Here is a 23,620-nt window from a genome sequence, read left to right as displayed (position 1 = left end):
CAAATGAATGCACTATATCCAGCAACCGCAGGCGATTGAGGCGAAAAGCTTCGACATTATTGGCGACATTATTGCGCAGACCCGCCCGGACTACCGCTTTGCCAGCCCGCTACACGAAGCCATTATCAAGCGGGTGATCCACACCACCGCTGATTTTGACTGGCTGGATATTCTGTGGTTTTCGCCCGACGTGCTTCCTCGCTTAAGCGCCGCCCTGAGCCAGCCCTGCACGCTTTATACCGATACCACCATGGCCCTTTCCGGGATCAATAAAACCCTGCTGGCGAAATTCGGCGGCGAGTGCCGCTGCTATATCAGCGATCCGCGGGTGGTGGCGGAGGCAAAAGCGCAGGGGATGACCCGCTCGATGGCGGCGGTCGATATTGCGGTTGCCGAAGAGGGCGAGAAGGTGTTTGTTTTCGGCAATGCGCCCACCGCGCTGTTTCGTCTGCTGGAGCATGATGTCGCGGTCAACGGCGTGATTGGCGTGCCGGTCGGCTTCGTCGGTGCAGCGGAGTCGAAAGAGGCCCTGACGCAGAGCGGCCTGCCGGGCATTGCCGCGCTGGGTCGTAAAGGCGGCAGCAACGTCGCCGCCGCTATCGTCAACGCCATTCTGTATCACTTACAGGGGGCGCGATGAGCGAGCAATCCTTTGACGCCCCGGTGTGGCACAACGGCAAGGCGCTGCGTAAAGGCTATACCACCGGATCCTGCGCGACGGCGGCGGCAAAGGTCGCGGCGCTGATGGTGATGCGCCAGCACCTCATTCATCAGGTCTCCATCGTGACTCCTTCCGGCGTCACCCTGTGCCTTAACGTCGAATCGCCGCACGTTGAAGGGCTCCAGGCGATCGCCGCCATCCGTAAAGACGGCGGCGATGACGTTGACGCCACCCACGGGATGCTGATTTTCGCCCGCGTGACGCTCGACGACTCCGGCGAGATAACCCTGCGCGGCGGCGAAGGTATCGGCACCATCACCCGTAAAGGAATCGGCCTGCCTATCGGCAGCCCGGCGATAAACCGCACCCCGCGCCACACCATTGAGTCGGCGGTGCGCGAAGCGATAGGCCCGTCGCGTGGGGCGACGGTAGAGATTTTCGCCCCGGAGGGCGAGGCGCGGGCGCAGAAAACCTATAACTCGCGGCTCGGGATCCTGGGCGGCATCTCGATTATCGGCACCACCGGTATCGTGACGCCGATGTCGGAAGAGAGCTGGAAGCGTTCGCTGTCGCTGGAGCTGGAAATTAAGCGCGCGGCGGGGCTGGAGCGGGTGGTGCTGGTGCCGGGCAACCACGGCGAGCGCTTCGTACGCGAGCAGATGGGCATCGACTCGCAGGTGGTGGTCACCATGAGCAACTTCGTCGGCTACATGATTGAAGAGGCCGTGCGCCTCGGGTTCCGTCAGATTGTGCTGATTGGCCATCCCGGCAAGCTGATTAAAGTCGCCGCCGGGATCTTCCACACCCACAGCCATATCGCCGATGCGCGGATGGAAACCCTGGTCGCGCATCTGGCGCTGCTGGGCGCGCCGCTGGCGCTGCTGCAGCTGGTAAGCGAATGCGATACCACCGAAGCGGCGATGGAGCACATCGACGCGTACGGTTTTCAGCATATCTATCACCATCTTGCCGAACGCATCTGCCTGCGGGTGATGCAGATGCTGCGCTTTACCAAAACGCCGCCCGTCTGCGACGCCATCATGTTCTCCTTTGATAACAAGGTCCTCGGCAGCAATCGCCCGGTGGCCGAGATTGCGCGGGAGATGTCATGTTAACGGTTGTCGGCATGGGCCCGTCAGGCCTGCATTTGATGACGCCGGCGGCGCGTGAGGAGGTGGCGACGGCAGACGCTTTGGTCGGCGGTAAGCGGCATTTGCAGCAGTTCCCCGGATTTCGCGGCGAACGGTTTGCGCTAGGCGCCAATATCGCCGAACTGCTGGTCTGGCTCGGCGAACGCGCAGCGCAGAAGGTGGTGGTGCTGGCCTCAGGCGACCCGCTCTTTTACGGGATCGGCACGCGGCTGATAGCCCACTTTGGCATCGATCGCGTGCGCATTATTCCCGGCATCAGCGCGGTGCAGTATCTCTGCGCGAAGGCCGGTATCGATATGAACGATATCTGGCTGACCAGCAGCCACGGGCGAGACGTCTGTTTTGATGAGCTGGCGCGTCAGCGCAAGGTGGCGATGGTGACCGACGGGCGCTGCGGGCCGCGGGAAATCGCCGCCCAGCTGGCGGCGCGGGGTAAAGGGTATCGCTGGATGGTGATTGGCGAAAATCTGGCGATGGATAACGAGCGGATCCACTGGCTACCGGTCAGTGAGGTCGATGCCGAATATGAGATGAACGCGGTGGTGATCCTCGATGAAAGATGAGCTTTTTCTGCGCGGCGAGAAGGTGCCGATGACCAAAGAAGCGGTTCGCGCGCTGGCGCTGGCCAAACTTGAACTGCACCGGGCAAGCCACCTGATTGATATCGGCGCCGGTACCGGCAGCGTGTCGATTGAGGCGGCGCTGCAGTATCCCTCTTTGCAGGTAACCGCCATCGAACGCAACCCCGCGGCTCTCCGGCTGCTGGACGAAAATCGCCAGCATTTCACCTGCGGCAATATTGAGATCCTGCCCGGCGAAGCGCCGATGGTGATTACCGGGCGGGCCGACGCCATTTTTATGGGCGGCAGCGGCGGCCGTCTCGACGAACTGATTGACTGGTCGTGGCAGCAGCTCTATCCCGGCGGCCGTCTGGTGATGACTTTTATCCTGCAGGAGAACCTGAACGCGGCTCTCGACTATCTGCAGCAGCGGGGGATTACACAGATTGATTGCCTGCTGCTGAACGTTTCATCGCTGACCGCGCTGGGCAGCGGCCACTATTTCAAACCGAATAATCCCGTTTTTGTTATCGCCTGTCAGAAGGAAGAAAACCATGGCTGAGACATTTGACCCCCGTAGTGTGTGGTTCGTTGGCGCAGGGCCGGGCGACCGTGAGCTAATTACCCTCAAGGGCTACCGCTTGCTGCAGCAGGCCCAGGTGGTGATCTACGCCGGGTCGCTGATAAACACCGAGCTGCTGGAGTATTGTCCGCCCGGCGCCGAGTGTCACGACAGCGCCGAACTGCATCTGGAGCAAATTCTCGACCTGATGGAAGCCGGCGTTAAAGCCGGGAAAACGGTAGTGCGTTTACAGACCGGGGACGTGTCGCTGTATGGCTCGGTCCGCGAGCAGGGCGAAGAGCTGACCAAACGCGGTATCGACTGGCAGGTGGTGCCGGGCGTCAGCGCGTTTCTGGGCGCGGCGGCGGAGCTGGGCGTCGAGTACACCGTGCCGGAAGTCTCCCAGAGCCTGATCATCACCCGCCTTGAAGGGCGCACGCCGGTGCCGGAGCGCGAGCAGCTTGAATCATTTGCCAGCCACCAGACTTCAATGGCGATTTACCTTTCCGTGCAGCGCATTCACCGGGTAGCGGAGCGCCTGATTGAAGGCGGCTATCCGGCAACCACGCCGGTGGCGGTGATCTATAAAGCGACCTGGCCGGAAAGCCAGACCGTACGCGGTACGCTGGCGGATATCGGCGACAAGGTACGCGAGGCGGGGATCCGCAAAACGGCGCTCATTCTGGTCGGGAATTTCCTGGGCTCTGAGTATCACTACTCAAAACTCTACGCGGCGGACTTTAGCCATGAATACCGTAAAGCCTGAATCAATCGCACTTTTCTGCCTGACGCCAGGGGGCGTTCGGCTGGCGAAACGGCTGGCGGCGATGCTGCCGTTAACCTGCTTTACCAGCGAGAAGCTGCTGGAAGAGGGTTTTCTCCCCTTTGAAAACGGTTTTGCCAGCGCCGCGCGCGAGGCCTTCAGCAGCTATTCGGCGCTGATTTTCATCGGCGCCACCGGGATCGCGGTACGCGTGCTGGCCCCGCTGGTCAATGATAAGTTCAGCGATCCGGCCGTGGTGGTGATCGACGAACGCGGCCAGCACGTCATTAGCCTGCTTTCCGGCCATGCGGGGGGCGCGAATGCCCTCAGCCGCTATCTGGCCGGGATGCTCGGCGCCGACCCGGTGATCACCACCGCCACCGACGTCAACGAGATGGCGGCCCTGGATACCCTGGCATTCCAGCTTAATGCCCGGATGAGCGACTTCCGCGCGGCGGTGAAAACCGTCAACCAGATGCTGGTCAGCCATCACCGCGTCGGCCTGTGGTGGGACGACGAACTGGATGAAGACGTCCGCCACTGCGACCGGCGGGGGTTTATCACCGTGACCGATCTGCACCAGCTTCCCGAGCTGGACGCGCTGGTCTGCGTCACGCTGCGCAACGAACTGCCGCCGATCGCCGTGCCGCACTGGAAACTGGTGCCGCAGCGGGTGGTCGCCGGAATTGGCTGCCGCCGCGATACGCCATTCCCGCTATTAGCGGCGCTGCTGGCGCGCCAGCTTGAGGCGCAGCGCCTGGATCCGCTGGCGCTGAAAGCTATCGGCAGCGTCACGTTGAAGAAGCACGAGCAGGGGCTGATTCAGCTGGCTTCCTGCTGTCGCGTACCGTTCGAAACCTTTCCCGCTGATGCCCTGCGCGAGCATGAGCATCACTTTCCCGCTTCATCGTTCGTCAGAAAAACCGTCGGCGTGGGGAGCGTATCCGGTCCGGCGGCCTGGCTGCTGAGCCATGGGCAACTGTTAGGCGAAACCCTGCGCGAACAGGGCGTCACTATTACTTTGGGAGTTTCACACTGATGTTAAGCGTAATCGGAATCGGCCCTGGCTCGCAGTCCATGATGACCATGGAGGCCATTGAAGCGCTGCAGGCGGCGGAAATCGTCGTTGGCTATAAGACCTACACGCACCTGGTGAAAGCCTTTACCGGCGATAAGCAGGTGATCAAAACCGGAATGTGCAAAGAGATTGAGCGCTGCCAGGCGGCGATTGAGCTGGCGCAGACCGGGCATAACGTGGCGCTGATCAGCAGCGGCGATGCCGGTATTTACGGCATGGCCGGACTGGTGCTCGAACTGGTCAGCAAGCAGAAGCTGGATGTGGAAGTCCGCCTGATCCCGGGAATGACCGCCAGCATTGCCGCCGCCTCGCTGCTGGGCGCGCCGCTGATGCACGACTTCTGCCATATCAGCCTCAGCGATCTGCTGACCCCGTGGCCGGTGATTGAAAAGCGCATTGTCGCCGCCGGGGAAGCCGACTTCGTGATCTGTTTTTACAACCCGCGCAGCCGCGGCCGCGAGGGCCATCTGGCGCGCGCCTTTGAGCTGCTGTCGGCCAGTAAAAGCGCGCAGACCCCGGTGGGAGTCGTGAAATCCGCCGGACGTAAAAAACAGGAGAAATGGCTGACCACCCTGGGGGAGATGGATTTTGCACCGGTCGATATGACCAGCCTGGTGATCGTCGGCAACAAAGCGACGTATATCCAGGATGGCCTGATGATCACCCCGCGAGGCTACGTGCTGTGAGCCACGGCGAGGTGCTGGTGATGGGCGGAACCAGCGACGCGAGGGCGCTGTGTCAGCAGCTTGACGCGGCGCAGGTCCCCTACACCCTGTCGGTGGCGACCCCCACCGGCCAGCAGCTGGCGGGGGATATTCGCGGCCAGGTGCGCTGCGGGCGCCTCGAGCTGGAGGAGATGATCGCCTGGCTGAAAGCTAACCGGACCCGCTGGGTGATCGATGCTTCGCACCCCTACGCCGAAGCGGTAAGCCGCAATATCGTCCGGGCCTGTGAAACCGCCGGCGTGCTGCTGAGCCGCTATCAGCGCCCGGAGCAGCTGAGCGGCCTGACGCATCCGCTGCTCTATACCGTGGAGAGCATTGAACAAGCCTGCGAGGTGGCGCGGCATTTCGGCCAGCGCGTGCTACTCACCACGGGAAGTAAAGATCTGGCGCGCTGGCGGGCGGGATTAGGCGACAAAACGCTGCTGGCCCGGGTGTTGCCGGTCGCCGATGTCATCGCCCAATGCGCCGCGCTGGGGTTTGGCGTTGGCGAGATTTTCGCCCTGTGCGGGCCGTTCAGCGCCGAATTCAACGCCGCTTTCTACCGCCAGTGCCGGGCCGACGTGGTGATCACCAAAGCCTCCGGCGCCGAAGGCGGCTATCAGGAAAAAGTACAACCCTGTCTGGATGCCGGTATCCCCTGCATCGTGATTACGCGCCCGGCGCCGCTGGTGACGGGTGAAGAGTTACTGGAAAGTCAGGCTGCCTTTGCCCGGCGCTTAGCGCGCTGGCTGGCCGCTGCTTAAGGAGTCCGAAATGAAAAAAGCGCTTCTGGTGGTCAGTTTTGGCACCAGCTATCACGACACCTGTGAAAAGAATATCGTCGCCTGCGAGCGCGAGCTGGCGGCCAGCTGCCCGGACCGCGACACCTTTCGCGCCTTCACCTCCGGGATGATTATCCGCAAGCTCAAGCAGCGCGACGGTATCGAGATTGATACGCCGCTACAGGCATTGCAGAAGCTGGCCGAGCAGGGCTACCAGGATGTGGCGATTCAGTCGCTGCACATTATCAACGGCGATGAGTATGAAAAGATCGTCCGCGAAGTGCAAAGCCTGCGCCCGCTGTTCCTCCGCCTGACGCTGGGGGCGCCACTGCTGAGCAGCCATAACGATTATGTCCAGCTGATGCAGGCGCTGCGCCAGCAGATGCCGCCGCTTGCTGCCGATGAAACGGTGGTCTTTATGGGCCACGGCGCCAGCCATCACGCTTTCGCCGCCTACGCCTGTCTGGATCATATGATGACGGCGAAGGGATTTCCGGCGCGGGTCGGCGCGGTCGAGAGCTATCCGGAAGTCGATATTCTTATCGACAGCCTGCGTCGGCAGGGGGTGAAGGGCGTGCACCTGATGCCGCTGATGCTGGTGGCCGGCGATCACGCCATTAACGATATGGCCTCGGACGAAGAGGACTCCTGGAAAACGCTGTTCAACGCCGCCGGTATCACGGCGACGCCGTGGCTGAACGGGCTGGGAGAGAATCCGGCGGTGCGCGCAATGTTCGTCGCTCACCTGCAGCAGGCGCTGAGCCTGGCAATGGAGGAGGCGGCATGAGCGGCAAACTGTATGCCTTAAGTACCGGCCCTGGCGCCGCCGACCTGATCACCGTGCGCGCGGCGCGGGTGCTGGGCACGCTGGACATTCTCTACGCGCCCGCCGGACGTAAAGGCGGCGACAGCCTCGCGCTCTCCATCGTGCGCGAGTATATCGGCGAACGGACCGAAGTACGCTGCTGCTATTTCCCGATGAGCGCCGACAGCGCGGAAAAAGAGGCGGTGTGGGATGAGGTTGCCGCGGCGCTGGTTCAGGAAGTGGAAGCGGGCAAGCAGGTCGGATTTATTACCCTCGGCGACGCCATGCTGTTCAGTACCTGGGTGTTCTTACTCCAGCGTATCGGCTGCCCGGAGTGGCTGGAGATTGTTCCCGGCGTCACTTCTTTCGCCGCCATTGCCGCGCGTTCAAAAACGCCGCTGGCCATGGAGCAGCAATCGCTGGCGGTGATCTCCTGCACCGCGCCGGAAACGGAAATCGAGCAGGCGCTGCGCCAGCATGAAAGCCTGGTGCTGATGAAAGTGTACGGGCGATTTCCCCGCATCAAAGCGCTGCTGGCGAAAAACGGTCTGCTGGATGCCGCGCTGATGATGTCTGAAGCCACGCTGCCGGGCGAGCAGTGCTGGCGCCATCTCCGTGACGTCAGCGACGACCAGCCGCTGCCCTATTTCTCGACCATTCTGGTCAATAAACAGTGGGAGTATGCAGAATGAAACGTGAACAACAGCTAAAACAGCTGTCTTTCAGCGGGTTAGCTGCGGCGCTATTGCTGATAGTGGTTCCCGAAAAGGCTTTCGCGATGCACATCATGGAGGGGTTTTTACCGCCGATGTGGGCCCTGGCATGGTGGCTGCTGTTTTTACCCTGCCTGTGGTACGGGCTGGTGCGCCTGCGCCGCATTGTGCAGGAAGATAACAATCAGAAGGTGCTGCTGGCGCTGTGCGGGGCGTTTATTTTTGTCCTCTCGGCGCTGAAAATTCCTTCCGTAACCGGCAGCTGTTCCCACCCGACCGGCGTCGGCCTGGCGGTGATTCTCTTCGGGCCCGGCGTGGTGGCGATCCTTGGCGCCATCGTGCTGCTGTTCCAGGCGCTGCTGCTGGCGCACGGCGGGCTGACGACGCTCGGCGCGAACGGCATGTCGATGGCGGTCATCGGGCCGGTGGTCGGCTATATGGTGTGGAAAATGGCCTGCCGCGCGGGCATTCGCCGCGACGTCGGGGTGTTTCTCTGCGCGATGCTGGCGGATCTGGTGACCTACTTTGTCACCTCCGTACAGCTCGGCGTGGCCTTCCCGGATCCCGCCGCCGGCGCGAGCGGATCGATCGTCAAGTTTATGGGGATCTTCTGCCTGACGCAGATCCCGATCGCCATTGCTGAAGGGCTGTTAACCGTCATGATCTACGACCAGTTGACCAAACGTCAGCTGATTACCGCACAGGGGCATTAACATGAAAAAGACGCTGATATTGTTCGCCATGGTGGTGGCGCTGGTGATCCTGCCGTTCTTTGTCGATCACGGCGGCGAATTCGGCGGTTCGGACGGCGAGGCGGAGAGCCAGATTCAGGTGGTCGCGCCGCATTATGAGCCGTGGTTCCAGCCGCTGTACGAACCGGCGAGCGGAGAAATTGAGAGCCTGCTGTTTACGCTTCAGGGCTCCCTCGGCGCGGCGGTCATTTTCTATATTCTGGGCTACAGCAAAGGCAGACAGCGCCGTGATGACCGGGTTTGACCGACTCAGCTATCAGAGCCGCTGGTTTCACGTCGCGCCGGAGCGCAAGCTCCTGTTCTGGCTGCTGCTGATGGTGCTGGCTTTTACCCTGCCTCCGCTGGGGCAGGGTATCGAAATGGCGCTGATTGCCGCCTTAACCTGCTGGCTGCTGCGGGTCTCGCCGTGGCGCTGGTGCCGTTGGATGGCGCTGCCGTTTGGCTTCCTGCTGATCGGTGTGCTGACCATTCTGTTTAGCGTCAGCCGCAATCCGCAGGATCTGCTGGTGAGCCTGCCGCTGGGCAGCGTCTGGCTGGGGATCACATCGGAGGGGCTGACGACCGCCAATCAGACCTTCTGGCGCAGCCTGGCGGCGCTGGCGTCCACCTTCTGGCTGGTGCTGAATCTGCCGTTCCCGCAGCTTATTGTGCTGCTCAAGCGTGGGCGGGTGCCGCGGCTGCTGACCGAGCAAATCCTGCTAACCTGGCGTTTTATTTTTATTCTGTTAGACGAAGCGCTGGCGATTCACCGTGCGCAAACATTACGTTTTGGCTACCGTAGCGTGCCGAAGGGCTATCGTTCGCTGGCGATGCTGGTAGGACTGCTGTTTACCCGGGTGATGATCCGCTACCAGCAGATGAGCACCACGCTGGATATCAAACTGTATCAGGGTGATTTTCACCTTTAAGGATAAGTATGCTTGCCACGACCGATCTCTGGTTTCGCTATCAGGACGAGCCGGTGCTGAAGGGGCTGACGCTGGATTTTTCCCATCACGCCGTGACCGGACTGGTTGGGGCGAACGGCTGCGGAAAATCCACGCTGTTTATGAACCTGAGCGGTCTGCTGCGCCCGCAGAGCGGGGCGGTGCTATGGCAGGGAAAACCGCTGGACTACAGCAAGTGCGGCCTGCTGGCGCTGCGTCAGCAGGTGGCGACCGTTTTCCAGGACCCGGACCAGCAGATTTTCTATACCGATATCGACAGCGATATCGCCTTTAGCCTGCGGAACCTGGGGGTTGCGGAAGAGGAAATTGCTCGCCGGGTGGACGATGCCCTGACTCTCGTCGATGCCCAGGGGTTTCGTCACCAGCCGATTCAGTGCCTGAGCCACGGGCAGAAAAAGCGCGTGGCGATAGCCGGCGCGCTGGTGCTGCAGGCGCGCTATTTACTGCTCGACGAGCCGACGGCGGGTCTCGATCCTTCGGGACGCGCGCAGATGATCGACATCATTAAGCGTATTGCCGATCGGGGCAACCACGTGGCGATCTCCAGCCACGATATCGATCTGATCTATGAAATCAGCGATGCGGTTTACGTGTTACGCCGCGGCGAAGTGCTGGCGCACGGCGAACCCGGGGCGGTGTTTGCCCGCAGCGAACTGATGGCCCGGGCCGGGCTCACCCAGCCGTGGCTGGTGAAACTGCACGGGCAGCTCGGGCTGCCGCTGTGTAAAACCGAAGAAGAATTTTTTACGCGGATGCGAAGCAACGCGATGAAGGAGGCGTCATGACGCTGGCAATTATGTTACAGGGCACCGCTTCTGACGTCGGCAAAAGCGTGCTGGTCGCGGGGCTGTGCCGCATCTTTTATCAGGACGGACAGCGCACCGCGCCGTTTAAATCGCAGAATATGGCGCTCAATTCCGGTATTACGCCGGATGGCAAAGAGATGGGCCGCGCGCAGATTTTCCAGGCCGAAGCGGCGGGGATCGCGCCGGACGTGCGCATGAACCCGGTGCTGCTTAAGCCGACCAGCGACCGCAAAGCGCAGGTGGTGCTGATGGGCAAGGTGGCGACCGATATGGACGCGGTGAGCTATCACGAATATAAACCGCGCCTGCGCGAACAGATCCTCGCGGTTTATAACAGCCTGGCCGCCGAACATGATGTGCTGGTGCTGGAAGGGGCGGGCAGTCCGGCGGAGATCAACCTGCGCGATCGCGATATCGTCAATATGGGCATGGCCGAGATGGCCCAGTGCCCGGTGATCCTCGTGGCGGATATCGATCGCGGCGGCGTCTTCGCCTCTATCTACGGCACGCTCGCGCTGCTGCACGATCGCGAGCGCGCGCGGGTCAAGGGCGTGATTATCAATAAATTTCGCGGCGACGTGGCGCTGCTGTATTCCGGGATCGAGCAGATAGAAGCGCTCACCGGCGTCCCGGTGCTCGGCGTCATGCCGTGGCTGGACGTCGATCTTGAAGATGAGGACGGCGTCGCGCTGCAAAAAGGGAAATATCTGCGCACCGACAGGCGCGATATTGAGATTGCCGTGATTCAGGTGCCGCACATCTCTAATTTTACCGATTTCAACGCGCTGGCGGCGCAGCCGGACGTCCGCGTCCGCTATGTTCGCCAGCCGCAGGAGCTGGCGGGCGTGGATATGGTGATCCTGCCGGGCAGTAAAAATACGCTCGGCGACCTGGGCTGGCTGCGCGAGAGCGGCATGGCGCATGCGGTACTGCAGGCCCGGCGTCAGGGCGTACCGGTGCTGGGGATCTGCGGCGGCTATCAGATGCTCGGCGAAACCATAATCGATGAGGTGGAGTCGGGGCTTGGCACCCAGCCGGGGCTGGGATTGCTTAATACCGTCACCCACTTTGCGCACAGCAAAACGACGACCCAGGTCACGGCGACTCTGGCTCCGGCGCTGCCGGCGTGGCTGGCGGCAACGGCGGGGCTGGCGGTAAGCGGCTACGAAATTCATATGGGCGAAACCGAGCTGCGCGACGGCTGTCGTTCGCTGATGCAATTACATAAAGGCGGCCTGAGCGTGGCGGACGGCGCGGTCAGCGATGACGGCCTGGCGTTTGGCACCTATCTGCACGGCCTGTTCGATAGCGATGCCTTTACCCGCGCGCTGGTTAACGGCCTGCGCCAGCGTAAAGGGCTGGCGGCGCTGGATAGCGATTTCGAGTATGCACAGTATAAATCGCGCCAGTTCGATCTGCTGGCGGACGCGATGCGTCAGCATATCGATATCGAAAAAATCTACGCCATCATGCGTCAACATCAGGAGCCCGTATGCTGACTTTAGTGACCGGCGGGGCGCGCAGCGGTAAAAGCCGCCATGCCGAAGCGCTGATCGCCCATGCGCCGCAGGTACTGTATATCGCCACCTCGCAGGTCTTTGATGACGAGATGGCGGCGAGGATCCAGCACCACCGCGACGGCAGGCCCGCGCACTGGCGCACCGCCGAGCGCTGGCGGCAGCTTGATGAGCTGATCACCCCGGATATCGCCCCGGAGGAGGCGATTTTGCTGGAATGCATCACCACCCTGGTGACCAACCTGCTGTTTGCGCTGGGGGGCGACAGCTCGCCGGACGGCTGGGATTATGCGGCGATGGAGCGGGCGATCGACGCCGAAATCGCTGTACTGATTGCCGCCTGCCAGCGCTGCCCGGCCCGCGTGGTGCTGGTGACCAACGAGGTAGGGATGGGGATTGTGCCGGAAAACCGTCTGGCCCGCCATTTCCGCGATATCGCCGGACGTGTCAACCAGCGCCTGGCGGCGGCGGCAGACGAGGTGTGGCTGGTGGTGTCGGGCATTGGCGTAAAAATCAAATAGGCCAGGCGCGCCGTAACGGGCGTTATTCTTCCTGCTGGCTCTGCTATGAGTCAGCCAACAAGACGAGAACCTCTATGCAAAGCTTAACCTCTCTACTGGGTGCGATCCCGGCGCCTGATGAAAACGCGATGGCGCGCGCCCGGCTTCATATTGATGGTCTGCTGAAACCGCCCGGAAGCCTTGGACGCCTTGAAGATCTTGCCGTGCAGCTGGCGGGCATGCCCGGTCTTGAAGGTGTGCCGCAGGTGAAAAAAAAGGCGCTGCTGGTGATGTGCGCCGACCACGGCGTGTGGGACGAAGGGGTCGCCATTTCGCCAAAAGCGGTGACCGCGATTCAGGCGGCGAATATGACGCTGGGCAAAACCGGCGTTTGCGTACTGGCGGCGCAGGCGGGCGCGAAGATGCACGTGATTGATGTTGGAATCGATGCCGAGCTGATACCGGGCGTCATCAACATGCGCGTGGCGCGCGGCTGCGGCAATATCGCCGTTGGTCCGGCAATGCGCCGCAGCCAGGCGGAAGAGCTGCTGCTGGAGGTGATGCGCTATACCCGGGGGCTGGCGGAGGATGGCGTCACGCTGTTTGGCGTCGGGGAGCTCGGAATGGCCAATACCACCCCGGCGGCGGCAATCGTCAGCGTCCTGACCGGCAGCGATGCCCAGGAGGTGGTGGGCATTGGCGCTAATCTGCCGTTGGCGAAGGTCGGCAATAAAGTTGAGGTGGTACGACGAGCCATCGCCGTTAACCGCCCTGATCCGCATGATGGTCTGGACGTGCTGGCGAAAGTGGGCGGTTTTGATTTATTGGGGATGACGGGGGTAATGCTGGGCGCGGCCTCCTGCGGTCTGCCGGTGGTGCTCGATGGCTTCCTCTCCTACGCCGCGGCGCTGGCGGCGTGCCGAATGGCGCCGCAGGTGAAACCCTATCTTATCCCGTCGCACTATTCGGCGGAGAAGGGGGCGCGTATCGCGCTGGCGCACCTGGAGCTGGAGCCGTATCTCAACATGGGGATGCGCCTGGGCGAAGGCAGCGGCGCGGCGCTGGCGATGCCGATCGTGGAAGCGGCCTGCGCGATGTATCACGAAATGGGGATGCTGGCGGCGAGCAATATTGTGTTGCCGAAGGGCTGAGAAGGTGGGGGAGCGGCGCTGCGCCGTTCCCGGAATTCTGTAGCAGATTCGCGGAGCGCAGAAACAAAAAAACACCCTGGAGGGTGTTTGTAATGTTGGTTGCGGGGGCCGGATTTGAACCGACGACCTTCGGGTTATGAGCCCGACGAGCTACCAGGCTGCTCCACCCCGCGTCACCGTACTGCTTTACTTCATCAAATTTTAATTGGTTGCGGGGGCCAGATTTGAACTGACGACCTTCGGGTTATGAGCCCGACGAGCTACCAGGCTGCTCCACCCCGCGTCCGTGGAAGCGCACTATACTCCGCTAGCGAGATGATGCAACCTTTTTTCGACCAAATCGACATTTTTGTAAGAATTGGCTTATAAAACGCCATGTTGTGGTGTTTTTTTACACAAATCTGTGCCATCGATGAGATCGCGCATTTCAATAGCCCCGGCGCTTTGTTATCTTCAACACGCACTAAGGCTTCGCAGCAAAAGATGAGACACCATGAAAGGACGTTGGGCAAAATATGTAGCGACGGGGGCAATGCTGGCCATGCTCGCCGCCTGTTCCTCAAAACCGACCGACCGCGGTCAGCAATATAGCGATGGCAAGTTCACCCAGCCGTTTTCACTGGTAAACCAGCCGGATGCCGTCGGGGCGCCGATCAATGCCGGCGACTTCTCCGAGCAGGTTAATCAAATTCGTAACGCTTCGCCGCGCCTCTATAACAGCCAAAGCAACGTCTATAACGCGCTGCAGGAGTGGCTGCGCGCCGGCGGCGACACCCGTACGCTGCGCCAGTTTGGCATCGACGCCTGGCAGATGCAGGGTACCGACAACTATGGCAACGTCCAGTTTACCGGCTACTACACGCCGGTGGTGCAGGCGCGCCACACCCGCCAGGGCGAATTCCAGTACCCCATTTACCGGATGCCGCCGAAGCGCGGCAAGCTGCCGTCCCGCGCCAGCATTTATGCCGGCGCGCTGAGCGATAACTATGTGCTGGCGTACAGCAATTCGCTGATGGATAACTTCATCATGGACGTGCAGGGCAGCGGTTATATCGACTTTGGCGATGGTTCGCCGCTCAACTTCTTTAGCTATGCCGGGAAAAACGGCTGGCCCTATCGCAGCATCGGCAAAGTGCTGATCGACCGCGGGGAAGTGAAGAAAGAAGATATGTCGATGCAGGCGATCCGCGAGTGGGGTGAAAAGCACAGCGAAGCGGAAGTGCGTGAGCTGCTGGAGCAGAACCCGTCGTTCGTGTTCTTTAAACCGCAGTCTTTCGCGCCGGTGAAAGGGGCCAGCGCCGTGCCGCTGATCGGCCGCGCCTCGGTGGCCTCCGACCGGTCGATTATTCCGCCGGGAACCACCTTGCTGGCCGAGGTGCCTCTGCTGGATAATAACGGCAAGTTTAACGGCCAATACGAACTGCGACTGATGGTCGCCCTCGATGTCGGCGGGGCCATCAAAGGCCAGCATTTCGACATCTATCAGGGCATTGGGCCTGACGCAGGCCACCGTGCCGGCTGGTATAACCACTATGGCCGCGTATGGGTGCTGAAAAACGCCCCGGGCGCGGGCAACGTCTTTAGCGGCTAGTACTCACGTTCTTTTCCCCGGTCGCGCTGCGCTTACCGGGGCTACGGTAGCCCGGGTAAGGCGCTTGCGCCGCGACCCGGGAATGTCCACTAATTCTGAGGTTATATGTCTGTTGTAATCAGCGATGCCTGGCGCCAGCGTTTTGGCGGTACGGCACGTTTATATGGTGAAAAAGCGCTGCAATGTTTTGCCGACGCCCACGTCTGCGTGGTCGGCATCGGCGGGGTCGGCTCGTGGGCGGCGGAAGCGCTGGCGCGAACCGGCATCGGGGCAATCACCCTTATCGATATGGACGATGTCTGCGTCACCAATACCAACCGCCAGATCCACGCCCTCAGCGGCAACGTCGGGCTGGCGAAAGCCGAAGTGATGGCGGAGCGTATTCGCCTGATCAACCCGGAGTGTCGGGTGACGGTAGTGGATGATTTCGTGACCCCGGAAAACGTGGCGGAATACCTGGGCGCCGGCTTCAGCTACGTCATCGACGCCATCGATAGCGTCCGGCCGAAAGCGGCGTTAATCGCTTACTGTCGTCGCCATAAGGTGCCGCTGGTCACCACCGGCGGCGCGGGCGGACAAATCGATCCGACGCAAATCCAGGTCGCCGATCTGGCGAAAACCATCCAGGATCCGCTGGCGGCCAAACTGCGCGAGCGGCTGAAAAGCCAGTTTGGGGTGGTGAAAAACAGCAAAGGCAAGCTCGGCGTGGACTGCGTCTTCTCTACCGAAGCGTTGGTCTACCCGCAGGCGGACGGCAGCGTCTGCGCGATGAAGAGCACGGCGGAAGGGCCGAAGCGGATGGACTGCGCATCCGGGTTTGGCGCGGCGACGATGGTGACTGCGACCTTTGGCTTTGTCGCGGTATCCCATGCGCTGAAGAAAATGCTGGCGAAGGCGGAGCGGCAGACGGCGTAAATTCCCGGGTCGCGGCGCAGGCGCCTTACCCGGGCTACAAGACAATTCCCCGGAGGCACCTGTCCGGGCGACAAAACCGCACGAACCCGTAGCCCGGGCAAGGCGCGTCAAGCGCCGCCCCCGGGATGAGCTTAAACCTCAACCTCGCGGGCGGCGGCGAGCACCGCTTCGCTCAGGGCGCTGAGCCCCTGGCTGCGCGAGGCGCTCAGCTGGCCGCGCAGCCCCAGCTCGTCGAACAGCGCCAGCGGATCCTCGGCCAGGATCCCGGCGCGGGTTTTTCCTTCCACGGCGGTTAAGAGTACGGCCAAAAGACCGCGCACAATCCGTCCTTCGCTGTCGCCAAAGAAGTGCAGCCTGCCTTCGGCATCCTCCTCATAGCCCAGCCAGACGCGGTTTTCACACCCGGCAATCTCCCGGGCCTGCGCTTTGCGCTCATCGGTCAGCGTCGGCAGCTTTTTGCCCAATAAAATCAGCTGCCGATATTTATCCTCCCACTGGTTCAGCGGGGCAAAGGTCTGGCGCAGCGTGGCGTCGGTAATGGTCGTGCCGAAGGGATGCAGAGTTGTCATTAATCCACCAGAATTTCCAGAGCGCGATCCACCGCGTGGACCAGCGCCGCAACATCGTCTTGGGTATTGTAGGGGGCGAAAGAGGCCCGCAGCGTGCCGCTGACCCCTAAGGCCGCCAGCAGCGGCTGGGCGCAGTGTTGCCCGGCGCGCAGGGCAATGCCGGACTCCGCCAGCAGCGTCACCAGATCGCTGTGATGAATACCGTCGAACTCAAAGGCGAGCAGGCTTGACTGCTGGCAGCGGAAAGAGCGGAAGCCCGGCCGTTTCGCCAGCGCCTCTTCCGCCAGGCTCGCCAGACTGCGGCTCCAGTTTTCCGCCTGTCCGATATCGCTCTGCGCCAGCCACTCCAGCGCGGCGCTCAGGCCAATCACCCCGGCGACATTGGGCGTACCGGCCTCAAGGCCATAGGGCGCCGGCTGCGGCGTAAAGCCGTCAAAGCTGACCTCGGCGATCATCTTCCCGCCGCCGAGCCAGGGCGACATCGCCGCCAGTAGTTCGCTTTTACCGTACAGGGCGCCGATCCCGGTCGGGCCATACAGCTTATGGCCGGAAAAGGCGTAAAAATCGATATCCAGCGCCTGCACGTCCGCGGGGAAATGCACCGCCCCCTGGGCGCCATCGACCATCACCACCATTCCGGCGGCGTGAGCAAGGCGGATGGCCTGCGCCAGGTCCGGGCAGCCGCCGGTGACGTTGGACATCTGCCCGATGGCCAGCACCCGGCTGCGCGGGGTGATGAGCGCGCCGAGGCTGGCGATATCCGGCAGGCGGTCGGCGCCAAGCGGCAGCTTGACCACTCTGGCGCCGGTCTGCCCGGCCACCATCAGCCAGGGCACGAGGTTGGCATGATGCTCGGCTTCGCTGACGATAATTTCATCGCCAGGCTGCAGGCGCGGCCGGACGTAGCTCTGCGCCACCATATTGATGGCCTCCGTGGTCCCCCGCGTCCAGACGATATCTTTGCCGGAGGGGGCGTTCAGCCACGCCGCCACGCGCTCGCGGGCCGCCTCATAGCGCTCGGTCAGCCGCTGGGCGGCGGCGAATTGACTGCGGTGGACGTTGCCGGCGCTCAGGCGATAAAACTGGTCGCTGGCGTCGATCACCGCCAGCGGTTTGAGCGCCGTCGCCGCGCTGTCGAGATAGACGCCGGCGTCGGCCAGAGCCGGAAACTGCGCGCGAAAGTGCGCAGGGTTGAATGCGTTCATGGAATTCCTCGTATCAATACCGCGATCGTCGCGCAATTTGCCGGGCGTGACAAGGCCTCTGCGTCCTGTGGAATTGTCCGAATGTGACTCCACATGGGGCAAAGAGGGTTATGCTGAAAAGTGTTGGGTTTGTGTTTTAACCTATTACTTAACGAGTCACGAATAGTATAAATAGCCGTAAGGAGAGAAAAATGAAAATGACTAAGGCCGCTGCGATTATCTCTGCCTGTATGCTGACTCTGGGCCTGAGCGCCTGTTCCTCTAACTATGTGATGCATACCAATGATGGGCGGACCATCGTCACCGACGGGAAACCGCAAACCGATAATGATACTGGCATGATCTCGTATAAGGACGCGTGGGGCAACAAACAGCAGATCAATCGCTCTGACGTGAAACAGCTGGGTGAGCTGGACGAGTAAGGCAGTAAAAAGGCAAAAAAAAGCACCGCGCGTTGCGGTGCTACATTAAATCACTATGGACAGACAGGGTAAATGTACAGGAAGTGAAAAGGGGTAGCCTTGCTACCAGGGTCTGCAAAGACAGACCAATTGCAAACACAACAACACAACATCACAACCGTAAGCCAAAAGCTTGATGGAACACGCATTCCAAAAAAAGCTTCTCGTTCCGGCTCAGGAAGTGCCGCCACTATAGGTATTTGCTGGTAGAACCTCAACGGACAATTTATAATGGCTCAGATAAAAAAAACTAATAGGTTAACCGTTGTTTCCTATTTGTTAAATTGAGTTAACATCTAAGCCAGAATAACCATGTCGAAGCGATTACCTCCTCTGAATGCATTACGTGTTTTTGATGCAGCCGCACGCCATCTCAGCTTCACTCGGGCAGCCGATGAGCTTTTTGTGACGCAGGCCGCAGTCAGCCACCAAATCAAGTCTCTCGAGGATTTTCTGGGCCTTAAGCTGTTCCGTCGGCGCAATCGTTCGCTGCTGTTAACGGAAGAAGGGCAAAGCTATTTTCAGGATATTAAAGAGATTTTTTCGCAACTGACGGAAGCGACGCGTAAACTGCAGGCGCGCAGCGCCAAAGGGGCCTTAACGGTCAGTTTATTGCCAAGTTTCGCCATCCAGTGGCTGGTGCCGAGACTCACAAGCTTTAACTCAGCTTATCCGGGAATCGACGTCAGGATCCAGGCGGTGGACCGTCAGGAGGATAAGCTGGCGGACGATGTCGACGTGGCGATTTTTTACGGTCGCGGCAACTGGCCGGGCCTGCGTGTGGAAAAACTGTACGCCGAGTATCTGCTGCCGGTCTGTTCCCCGCTGCTGCTCACCGGCGACAAGGCATTGAAAACGCCTGCCGATCTGGCGCAACATACGCTGCTTCACGATGCGTCCCGCCGCGACTGGCAAACTTATACCCGCCAGCTGGGTCTAAGCCATATTAATGTGCAGCAGGGACCGATTTTCAGCCACAGCGCGATGGTGCTGCAGGCGGCCATTCATGGGCAGGGCGTGGCGCTGGCCAACAACGTCATGGCCCAGTCCGAAATTGAGGCCGGTCGCCTGGTGTGTCCGTTTAATGATGTTCTGGTCAGTAAGAATGCGTTTTACCTTGTTTGCCATGACAGTCAGGCAGAACTGGGTAAAATAGCCGCTTTCCGGCAGTGGATTCTGGCGAAAGCGGCAAGTGAACAAGAAAAATTCCGCTTTCGTTATGAACAATAATTACTTGTAGGGTAACAACATGACCAGCCGTTTTATGCTGATATTCGCCGCGATTAGCGGCTTTATCTTTGTGGCTCTGGGTGCCTTCGGCGCGCATGTCTTAAGTCAATCGCTCGGCGCGGCGGAGATGGCCTGGATCCATACCGGCCTGGAGTATCAGGCCTTCCATACCCTGGCGATTTTTGGTCTGGCGGTGGCGATGCAGCGTCGGATCAGTATCTGGTTCTACTGGAGCAGCGTGTTTCTGGCGTTAGGGACCGTGCTGTTCAGCGGCAGCCTCTACTGCCTGGCGCTCTCTCATTTACGCCTGTGGGCGTTCGTGACCCCGGTGGGCGGCGTGAGCTTCCTCGCCGGCTGGGTTTTAATGTTAATTGGTGCAATTCGTCTGAAACGTAAGGGCGTTGTTCATGAATAAGGTTGTCCTCTATTGTCGCCCTGGGTTTGAGAAAGAGTGCGCAGCAGAAATTACCGATAAGGCAGCCCGCCTTGAGGTGTTTGGTTTTGCCCGGGTCAAAGAAGACTCTGGCTATGTGATTTTTGAAGGCTATCAGCAGGATGATGGCGAGAAGCTGGTGCGCGATCTGCCGTTCAGCTCGCTGATCTTCGCCCGCCAGATGTTTGTGGTCGGCGAACTGCTGCGCGACCTGCCGCCGGAGGATCGCATCACGCCGATCGTCGGCATGCTGCAGGGCGTGGTGGAGAAGGGCGGCGATCTGCGCGTCGAGGTGGCGGACACTAACGAAAGCAAAGAGCTGATGAAGTTCTGCCGCAAGTTTACCGTGCCGCTGCGCGCGGCGCTGCGCGAAGCGGGCGTCCTGACCCGCTATGAAACGCCGAAGCGTCCGGTGGTGCATGTGTTCTTTATCGCCCCGGGCTGCTGCTATACCGGCTACTCGTACAGCAACAACAACTCGCCGTTCTATATGGGCATTCCGCGGCTGAAGTTTCCGTCCGACGCCCCGAGCCGCTCCACCCTCAAGCTGGAAGAGGCGTTCCACGTCTTTATTCCGGCGGACGAGTGGGACGAGCGCCTGGCGAACGGCATGTATGCCGTCGACCTTGGCGCCTGCCCGGGCGGCTGGACCTATCAGCTGGTGAAGCGCAACATGTGGGTCTCTTCGGTCGATAACGGTCCGATGGCCCAGAGCCTGATGGATACCGGCCAGGTGACCTGGCTGCGCGAAGACGGTTTCCGCTATCGTCCGAACCGCAACAACATCTCGTGGATGGTCTGCGATATGGTGGAGAAGCCGGCGAAAGTGGCGGCGCTGATGGCGCAGTGGCTGGTCAACGGCTGGTGCCGGGAGACCATCTTCAACCTCAAGCTGCCGATGAAAAAGCGCTACGAAGAGGTGTCGCAGAATCTGGCCTACATTCAGGCCCAACTGGACGAGCACGGCATTAACGCCCAGATCCAGGCGCGTCAGCTGTATCACGATCGTGAAGAGGTGACCGTTCACGTGCGTCGCCTGTGGGCCGCCGTCGGCGGACGTCGCGACGAGCGTTAATCTCTCACCCTCAGGCCGGAGACGCGTGCTTGTCCTCCGGCCTTCGCCGCATGCTTAAGGCTGCGGCGCATCCGACACAATATGCGTCACGTCATCCAGATGACCAATTCTCGCCTCGCCGGAACGGTTGAACTTACTTTTATCGATCAGCAGCAGCGACTGCGCCGCCCGCTTAAGCAGGATCGATTTGAAGTCGGCATTGAACGCATTGGAGTCCCACAGCGCGCCCTGCGGGTCGATGCCTTCGCAGGAAAAAATAAACAGATCGATCTCCAGCGATTTCAGCTGGGAAATCAGCGCCGGGTTAACGTAGCAGCCATATTTCCGCTGCAGGGTGCCGCCGGAGCAGGTGAGGGCGATCTGGTCGCGTTTGGCCAGCTCCTGGCAGATGGGCTGGCTGTTGGTAAAAACGTGCAGCGGGCGGTCCGGCAGCTGGCGGGCGAGGTACCAGCAGGTGGAGCTGGCATCGAGGGCGATGACCATGCCTTCGTCAATCCAGGCCAGCGCTTCGCGGGCGATGTCGGCTTTATGCGCGTAATGGCTTTTCAGGCGCATGTGGAAAGGGTCGCCGCTGTCCTGGCTGCGCTGGTGGATCACTTTGGCCCGGCCGTGGTTGCGCAGCACTTTGCCCTGCGCCTGCAGCTCGCTGAGATCGCGGCGAATGGTTTCCCTGCTGACGTTGAGCTGTTTTGACAACGTTTCGGTGGTCAGGCTGCTGTGGTTGATCAGGAGATCGACGATCGCCTGCTGGCGGGCCGCTTTCATTTATTCTCACCCCATCATTGATTGAGCGTCTGCATCAGGCAGACGCTCCGGCATGAGATTACGGCGTGACTCCTTTTTTTAAAAGGATATTTCCGTACTTAGCGCACTCTCCTGTGATAACGATCGCAAAGGCTTTTTGCGCCCGCTCGTAGAAGGCGAAGCGGTCAATCCGCACGATGTCCGGGCAGGGGGCCTGCGCCGAGAGCGCCTGCCGATAGCGCTGTTCCACCGTCGGGTCGAGGGCATCGCCTTCGACGGCGGCCATCATCACCAGCGGCGGCGCGTAGCTGTCTAACTCAAACAGCGGGATAATCGCCTGCAGCAGGTCGCTGACCCGCAGGCCGTCGGCGCGGATCACCTGCGGACCCATGCTGTGCGCCGGGAAGTGGGCATCGGAAAAAATAATTTCATCCCCATGGCCCATTTCGGCCAGCACTTTCAGCAGTTCCGGCGATATCAGCGGGGAAATGGTTTTGAGCATCTCAGGCTTCCTCTGTGAATTCAGGTTCAGTTTGCGGCCAAAAATAGCGGTAGCGGTACGCGACCTGCGCCCTGGCCTGCTCCGGCGAAGAGAACTCGCCCACGCCATACCAGCCAAACATCGCCGCGCCGGCCACCGTGGTTTCGGCATCGTCGAGCACTTTGATCGGTATTCCCAGCCGGTCGGCCTTGATCTGGTTCCACAGCGCGTTGCGGCTGCCGCCGCCGACCAGCAGCAGCTCTTTCGCCCGGAAGCGGCCGATGTTTTCCAGGGTTTGCAGATGCTGCGCCAGCTGGTCGCTTAACCCCTCCAGCGCGGCACGGTAAAAATGGCCGCGGGTGGTGTTGAGCGTGACGCCCTGCCAGCCGGCGTGCTGGCTGGCGAGCAGGTCGCACTGCATCCTGACTCCCTCGGCGCCGGGCGGGATCGCCTGGGCTTCGTCAATCAGAGTTTGCCACGGCGTGTCGGCGCTCCACAGCAGCTTACGCACCCATTCGAGCACGCCGGAGGCCAGCCACTGCATCCCCGGGTTATAGCGCCCCGGCTGGCTGTCCAGTTCGCAGGTGGAGCCGCTGTAGTCGCCGAGCAGCGAGGTGTCGACCTGCGCGCTGCGCACCATCAGGATCTCCCAGGTCCCGGAGGAGAGCACCGGCTCATCCTGCCCGGCGCCGGCGCCAAACAGGGCGAACTGGGTGTCGTGCCCGGCCGAGATAACCGGGATCCCGACGGGAAGGCCCAACAGCGCAGCGGCCTTCGGCAGCAGGGCGCCGATCGGCTGGCCCGCTTCAACCAGCCGTGGGAACAGGCGGCGCGGCAGGCCGGTCGCCTGCAGGATCGGCGCGCTGAAATCGCGCTGCCGGAGATCGAGCATCTGGCTGGTGCCCGCCATGGTGAGGTCGGTGGTGAACTCCCCGGTCAGCCGATGGTTGATCAGCGACGAAATGAACAGCCAGGCATGGGCCTGCGCCAGCAGCTGCGGGTGGTTCTCTTTCAGCCAGATCAGCTTATAAAGGGTGTTGAACGCAAAGGCGCCGACGCCGGCGATTTGCTGCAGCTGGCGCGCGGGCATATACCGGCTGATGGTGTCCATCACCGCCGCGGTGCGCGGGCATTTCCAGCTGATGATCGGATACAGCAGCGCACCCTGCTCATCCACCAGCGCGCCATCGACGCCAAAGGTCGTGACGGCGATGCCGCGTACCGTGCAGGAGGCCAGCGGGTCGTGGATCTGCCGACAGCAATCGGCAAAGCGCTGCATAATGGCCTCCAGCGACCACTGGTGCCAGTCGCTGCGCTCGGCGGCGATGTCGCTGGCGTTTGCCGTTGCGGCGCGGGCGACAATGTTCCCCTGTCGGTCAACGGCCATCGCCCGCACGTTCGTGGCGCCGCAGTCGAGGACCAGGATAACGTCTTGCTTCATAGTGACTCCCGAAACAACATTGC

At 61.1% G+C, this 23,620-nt stretch carries 28 protein-coding genes and 2 tRNA genes; 23 read left to right on the top strand and 7 right to left on the bottom strand.

What is annotated here, in order from left to right; all coding sequences use genetic code 11:
* The first annotated feature begins 7 nt into the window (after positions 1–7).
* The 17 genes from ABLV04_RS11780 to cobT all read left to right on the top strand — a co-directional run bounded on the left by ABLV04_RS11780 (position 8) and on the right by cobT (position 13,452).
* The gene (locus tag ABLV04_RS11780) at positions 8–640 is read left to right on the top strand and encodes a cobalt-precorrin-8 methylmutase (protein WP_004133657.1); all 633 of its coding nucleotides are present in this window, start codon (positions 8–10) and stop codon (positions 638–640) included.
* Positions 637–1,776, top strand: a complete 1,140-nt coding sequence (gene cbiD / locus ABLV04_RS11775) for a cobalt-precorrin-5B (C(1))-methyltransferase CbiD (protein WP_180266103.1) — start codon at positions 637–639, stop codon at positions 1,774–1,776. Before ABLV04_RS11780 ends, cbiD begins: the two co-directional genes overlap by 4 nt.
* Complete coding sequence (locus ABLV04_RS11770) at positions 1,770–2,375, top strand: cobalt-precorrin-7 (C(5))-methyltransferase (RefSeq protein ID WP_180266102.1); 606 nt, start codon at positions 1,770–1,772, stop codon at positions 2,373–2,375. The genes cbiD and ABLV04_RS11770 overlap by 7 nt, the downstream gene beginning before the upstream one ends.
* Complete coding sequence (locus ABLV04_RS11765; RefSeq protein WP_064155010.1) at positions 2,365–2,934, top strand: decarboxylating cobalt-precorrin-6B (C(15))-methyltransferase; 570 nt, start codon at positions 2,365–2,367, stop codon at positions 2,932–2,934. Before ABLV04_RS11770 ends, ABLV04_RS11765 begins: the two co-directional genes overlap by 11 nt.
* Positions 2,927–3,700: a cobalt-precorrin-4 methyltransferase gene (locus ABLV04_RS11760; protein WP_023321550.1), complete on the top strand. Its 774-nt coding sequence runs from the start codon at positions 2,927–2,929 to the stop codon at positions 3,698–3,700. The genes ABLV04_RS11765 and ABLV04_RS11760 overlap by 8 nt, the downstream gene beginning before the upstream one ends.
* Positions 3,681–4,736 (top strand): cobalt-precorrin 5A hydrolase, encoded by a 1,056-nt coding sequence (cbiG, locus tag ABLV04_RS11755; RefSeq protein WP_049013369.1) that lies wholly within the window; start codon positions 3,681–3,683, stop codon positions 4,734–4,736. The genes ABLV04_RS11760 and cbiG overlap by 20 nt, the downstream gene beginning before the upstream one ends.
* Positions 4,736–5,461 carry a precorrin-3B C(17)-methyltransferase gene (locus ABLV04_RS11750; RefSeq protein WP_180266101.1) on the top strand — a complete coding sequence of 242 codons (726 nt, stop codon included), beginning with the start codon at positions 4,736–4,738 and terminating at the stop codon, positions 5,459–5,461. Before cbiG ends, ABLV04_RS11750 begins: the two co-directional genes overlap by 1 nt.
* Positions 5,458–6,243: a cobalt-precorrin-6A reductase gene (locus ABLV04_RS11745; RefSeq protein WP_044524586.1), complete on the top strand. Its 786-nt coding sequence runs from the start codon at positions 5,458–5,460 to the stop codon at positions 6,241–6,243. Before ABLV04_RS11750 ends, ABLV04_RS11745 begins: the two co-directional genes overlap by 4 nt.
* A 10-nt stretch (positions 6,244–6,253) precedes the next feature.
* Positions 6,254–7,048 carry a sirohydrochlorin cobaltochelatase gene (locus ABLV04_RS11740; RefSeq protein ID WP_032453943.1) on the top strand — a complete coding sequence of 265 codons (795 nt, stop codon included), beginning with the start codon at positions 6,254–6,256 and terminating at the stop codon, positions 7,046–7,048.
* Positions 7,045–7,758 (top strand): cobalt-factor II C(20)-methyltransferase, encoded by a 714-nt coding sequence (locus ABLV04_RS11735; RefSeq protein WP_180266100.1) that lies wholly within the window; start codon positions 7,045–7,047, stop codon positions 7,756–7,758. Before ABLV04_RS11740 ends, ABLV04_RS11735 begins: the two co-directional genes overlap by 4 nt.
* On the top strand, positions 7,755–8,492 hold the full coding sequence (gene cbiM / locus ABLV04_RS11730) for a cobalt ECF transporter S component CbiM (protein WP_048335175.1): 738 nt from the start codon (positions 7,755–7,757) through the stop codon (positions 8,490–8,492). The genes ABLV04_RS11735 and cbiM overlap by 4 nt, the downstream gene beginning before the upstream one ends.
* 1 nt (position 8,493) lies before the next feature.
* Positions 8,494–8,775, top strand: coding sequence for an energy-coupling factor ABC transporter substrate-binding protein (locus ABLV04_RS11725; RefSeq protein WP_004105092.1), 282 nt, complete (start codon positions 8,494–8,496; stop codon positions 8,773–8,775).
* Positions 8,762–9,439: an energy-coupling factor ABC transporter transmembrane protein gene (locus ABLV04_RS11720; protein WP_180266099.1), complete on the top strand. Its 678-nt coding sequence runs from the start codon at positions 8,762–8,764 to the stop codon at positions 9,437–9,439. Before ABLV04_RS11725 ends, ABLV04_RS11720 begins: the two co-directional genes overlap by 14 nt.
* Before the next feature lie 8 nt (positions 9,440–9,447).
* Positions 9,448–10,263 carry an energy-coupling factor ABC transporter ATP-binding protein gene (locus ABLV04_RS11715; RefSeq protein ID WP_180266098.1) on the top strand — a complete coding sequence of 272 codons (816 nt, stop codon included), beginning with the start codon at positions 9,448–9,450 and terminating at the stop codon, positions 10,261–10,263.
* Complete coding sequence (locus ABLV04_RS11710; RefSeq protein WP_065812357.1) at positions 10,260–11,783, top strand: cobyric acid synthase; 1,524 nt, start codon at positions 10,260–10,262, stop codon at positions 11,781–11,783. The genes ABLV04_RS11715 and ABLV04_RS11710 overlap by 4 nt, the downstream gene beginning before the upstream one ends.
* Positions 11,777–12,322, top strand: coding sequence for a bifunctional adenosylcobinamide kinase/adenosylcobinamide-phosphate guanylyltransferase (cobU, locus tag ABLV04_RS11705; protein ID WP_064155017.1), 546 nt, complete (start codon positions 11,777–11,779; stop codon positions 12,320–12,322). Before ABLV04_RS11710 ends, cobU begins: the two co-directional genes overlap by 7 nt.
* Positions 12,323–12,396: 74 nt before the next feature.
* Positions 12,397–13,452 carry a nicotinate-nucleotide--dimethylbenzimidazole phosphoribosyltransferase gene (gene cobT / locus ABLV04_RS11700; RefSeq protein WP_101991969.1) on the top strand — a complete coding sequence of 352 codons (1,056 nt, stop codon included), beginning with the start codon at positions 12,397–12,399 and terminating at the stop codon, positions 13,450–13,452.
* Positions 13,453–13,548: 96 nt separating this feature from the next.
* Here cobT and ABLV04_RS11695 read toward each other — a convergent pair.
* Together ABLV04_RS11695 and ABLV04_RS11690 are read right to left on the bottom strand one after the other, a co-directional pair.
* A tRNA-Met gene (locus ABLV04_RS11695) sits at positions 13,549–13,625 on the bottom strand.
* Positions 13,626–13,658: 33 nt separating this feature from the next.
* Positions 13,659–13,735, bottom strand: a tRNA-Met gene (locus ABLV04_RS11690).
* 210 nt (positions 13,736–13,945) lie between these two features.
* Between ABLV04_RS11690 and mltA the strand changes: the two genes are divergently transcribed.
* Positions 13,946–15,043, top strand: a complete 1,098-nt coding sequence (gene mltA, locus ABLV04_RS11685; RefSeq protein WP_008806279.1) for a murein transglycosylase A — start codon at positions 13,946–13,948, stop codon at positions 15,041–15,043.
* Positions 15,044–15,148: 105 nt separating this feature from the next.
* Positions 15,149–15,958 carry a tRNA cyclic N6-threonylcarbamoyladenosine(37) synthase TcdA gene (gene tcdA / locus ABLV04_RS11680; protein WP_049013567.1) on the top strand — a complete coding sequence of 270 codons (810 nt, stop codon included), beginning with the start codon at positions 15,149–15,151 and terminating at the stop codon, positions 15,956–15,958.
* A gap of 131 nt (positions 15,959–16,089) precedes the next feature.
* Here tcdA and csdE read toward each other — a convergent pair whose 3' ends face one another.
* Together csdE and csdA are read right to left on the bottom strand one after the other, a co-directional pair.
* Positions 16,090–16,527 (bottom strand): cysteine desulfurase sulfur acceptor subunit CsdE, encoded by a 438-nt coding sequence (csdE, locus tag ABLV04_RS11675; protein WP_023290863.1) that lies wholly within the window; start codon positions 16,525–16,527, stop codon positions 16,090–16,092.
* The gene (gene csdA / locus ABLV04_RS11670) at positions 16,527–17,732 is read right to left on the bottom strand and encodes a cysteine desulfurase CsdA (RefSeq protein ID WP_023290862.1); all 1,206 of its coding nucleotides are present in this window, start codon (positions 17,730–17,732) and stop codon (positions 16,527–16,529) included. The genes csdE and csdA overlap by 1 nt, the downstream gene beginning before the upstream one ends.
* 197 nt (positions 17,733–17,929) lie before the next feature.
* On the opposite strand from csdA, the gene ABLV04_RS11665 reads away from it, so the two are divergent.
* The 4 genes from ABLV04_RS11665 to rlmM all read left to right on the top strand — a co-directional run bounded on the left by ABLV04_RS11665 (position 17,930) and on the right by rlmM (position 20,931).
* Positions 17,930–18,154 carry a YgdI/YgdR family lipoprotein gene (locus ABLV04_RS11665; RefSeq protein ID WP_002915549.1) on the top strand — a complete coding sequence of 75 codons (225 nt, stop codon included), beginning with the start codon at positions 17,930–17,932 and terminating at the stop codon, positions 18,152–18,154.
* A gap of 351 nt (positions 18,155–18,505) precedes the next feature.
* Positions 18,506–19,423 (top strand): glycine cleavage system transcriptional regulator GcvA, encoded by a 918-nt coding sequence (gene gcvA / locus ABLV04_RS11660; RefSeq protein ID WP_002915545.1) that lies wholly within the window; start codon positions 18,506–18,508, stop codon positions 19,421–19,423.
* A gap of 19 nt (positions 19,424–19,442) precedes the next feature.
* Positions 19,443–19,838 (top strand): DUF423 domain-containing protein, encoded by a 396-nt coding sequence (locus ABLV04_RS11655; RefSeq protein WP_002915543.1) that lies wholly within the window; start codon positions 19,443–19,445, stop codon positions 19,836–19,838.
* Positions 19,831–20,931, top strand: coding sequence for a 23S rRNA (cytidine(2498)-2'-O)-methyltransferase RlmM (gene rlmM, locus ABLV04_RS11650; protein WP_023290861.1), 1,101 nt, complete (start codon positions 19,831–19,833; stop codon positions 20,929–20,931). Before ABLV04_RS11655 ends, rlmM begins: the two co-directional genes overlap by 8 nt.
* A 54-nt stretch (positions 20,932–20,985) precedes the next feature.
* Here the strand turns inward: rlmM and fucR are convergent, their stop codons facing one another.
* From fucR to fucK, 3 genes are read right to left on the bottom strand one after another with little or no spacing between them, the layout of a single operon-like run.
* Positions 20,986–21,696 (bottom strand): L-fucose operon activator, encoded by a 711-nt coding sequence (gene fucR, locus ABLV04_RS11645; protein ID WP_023290860.1) that lies wholly within the window; start codon positions 21,694–21,696, stop codon positions 20,986–20,988.
* A gap of 58 nt (positions 21,697–21,754) precedes the next feature.
* A complete protein-coding gene (fucU, locus tag ABLV04_RS11640) occupies positions 21,755–22,177 on the bottom strand; it encodes an L-fucose mutarotase (RefSeq protein ID WP_023290859.1) in 423 nt (140 codons plus the stop codon).
* Position 22,178: 1 nt separating this feature from the next.
* Positions 22,179–23,597 carry an L-fuculokinase gene (gene fucK, locus ABLV04_RS11635; RefSeq protein ID WP_060591982.1) on the bottom strand — a complete coding sequence of 473 codons (1,419 nt, stop codon included), beginning with the start codon at positions 23,595–23,597 and terminating at the stop codon, positions 22,179–22,181.
* Positions 23,598–23,620: the final 23 nt, after the last annotated feature.

The organism is Klebsiella sp. JN_Kp127 (genome assembly GCF_040062505.1).
Classification (GTDB): domain Bacteria; phylum Pseudomonadota; class Gammaproteobacteria; order Enterobacterales; family Enterobacteriaceae; genus Klebsiella; species Klebsiella quasipneumoniae.
Note: the sequence above shows the minus strand (reverse complement) of the source record. Positions and strands in the feature narration are given on the sequence as shown.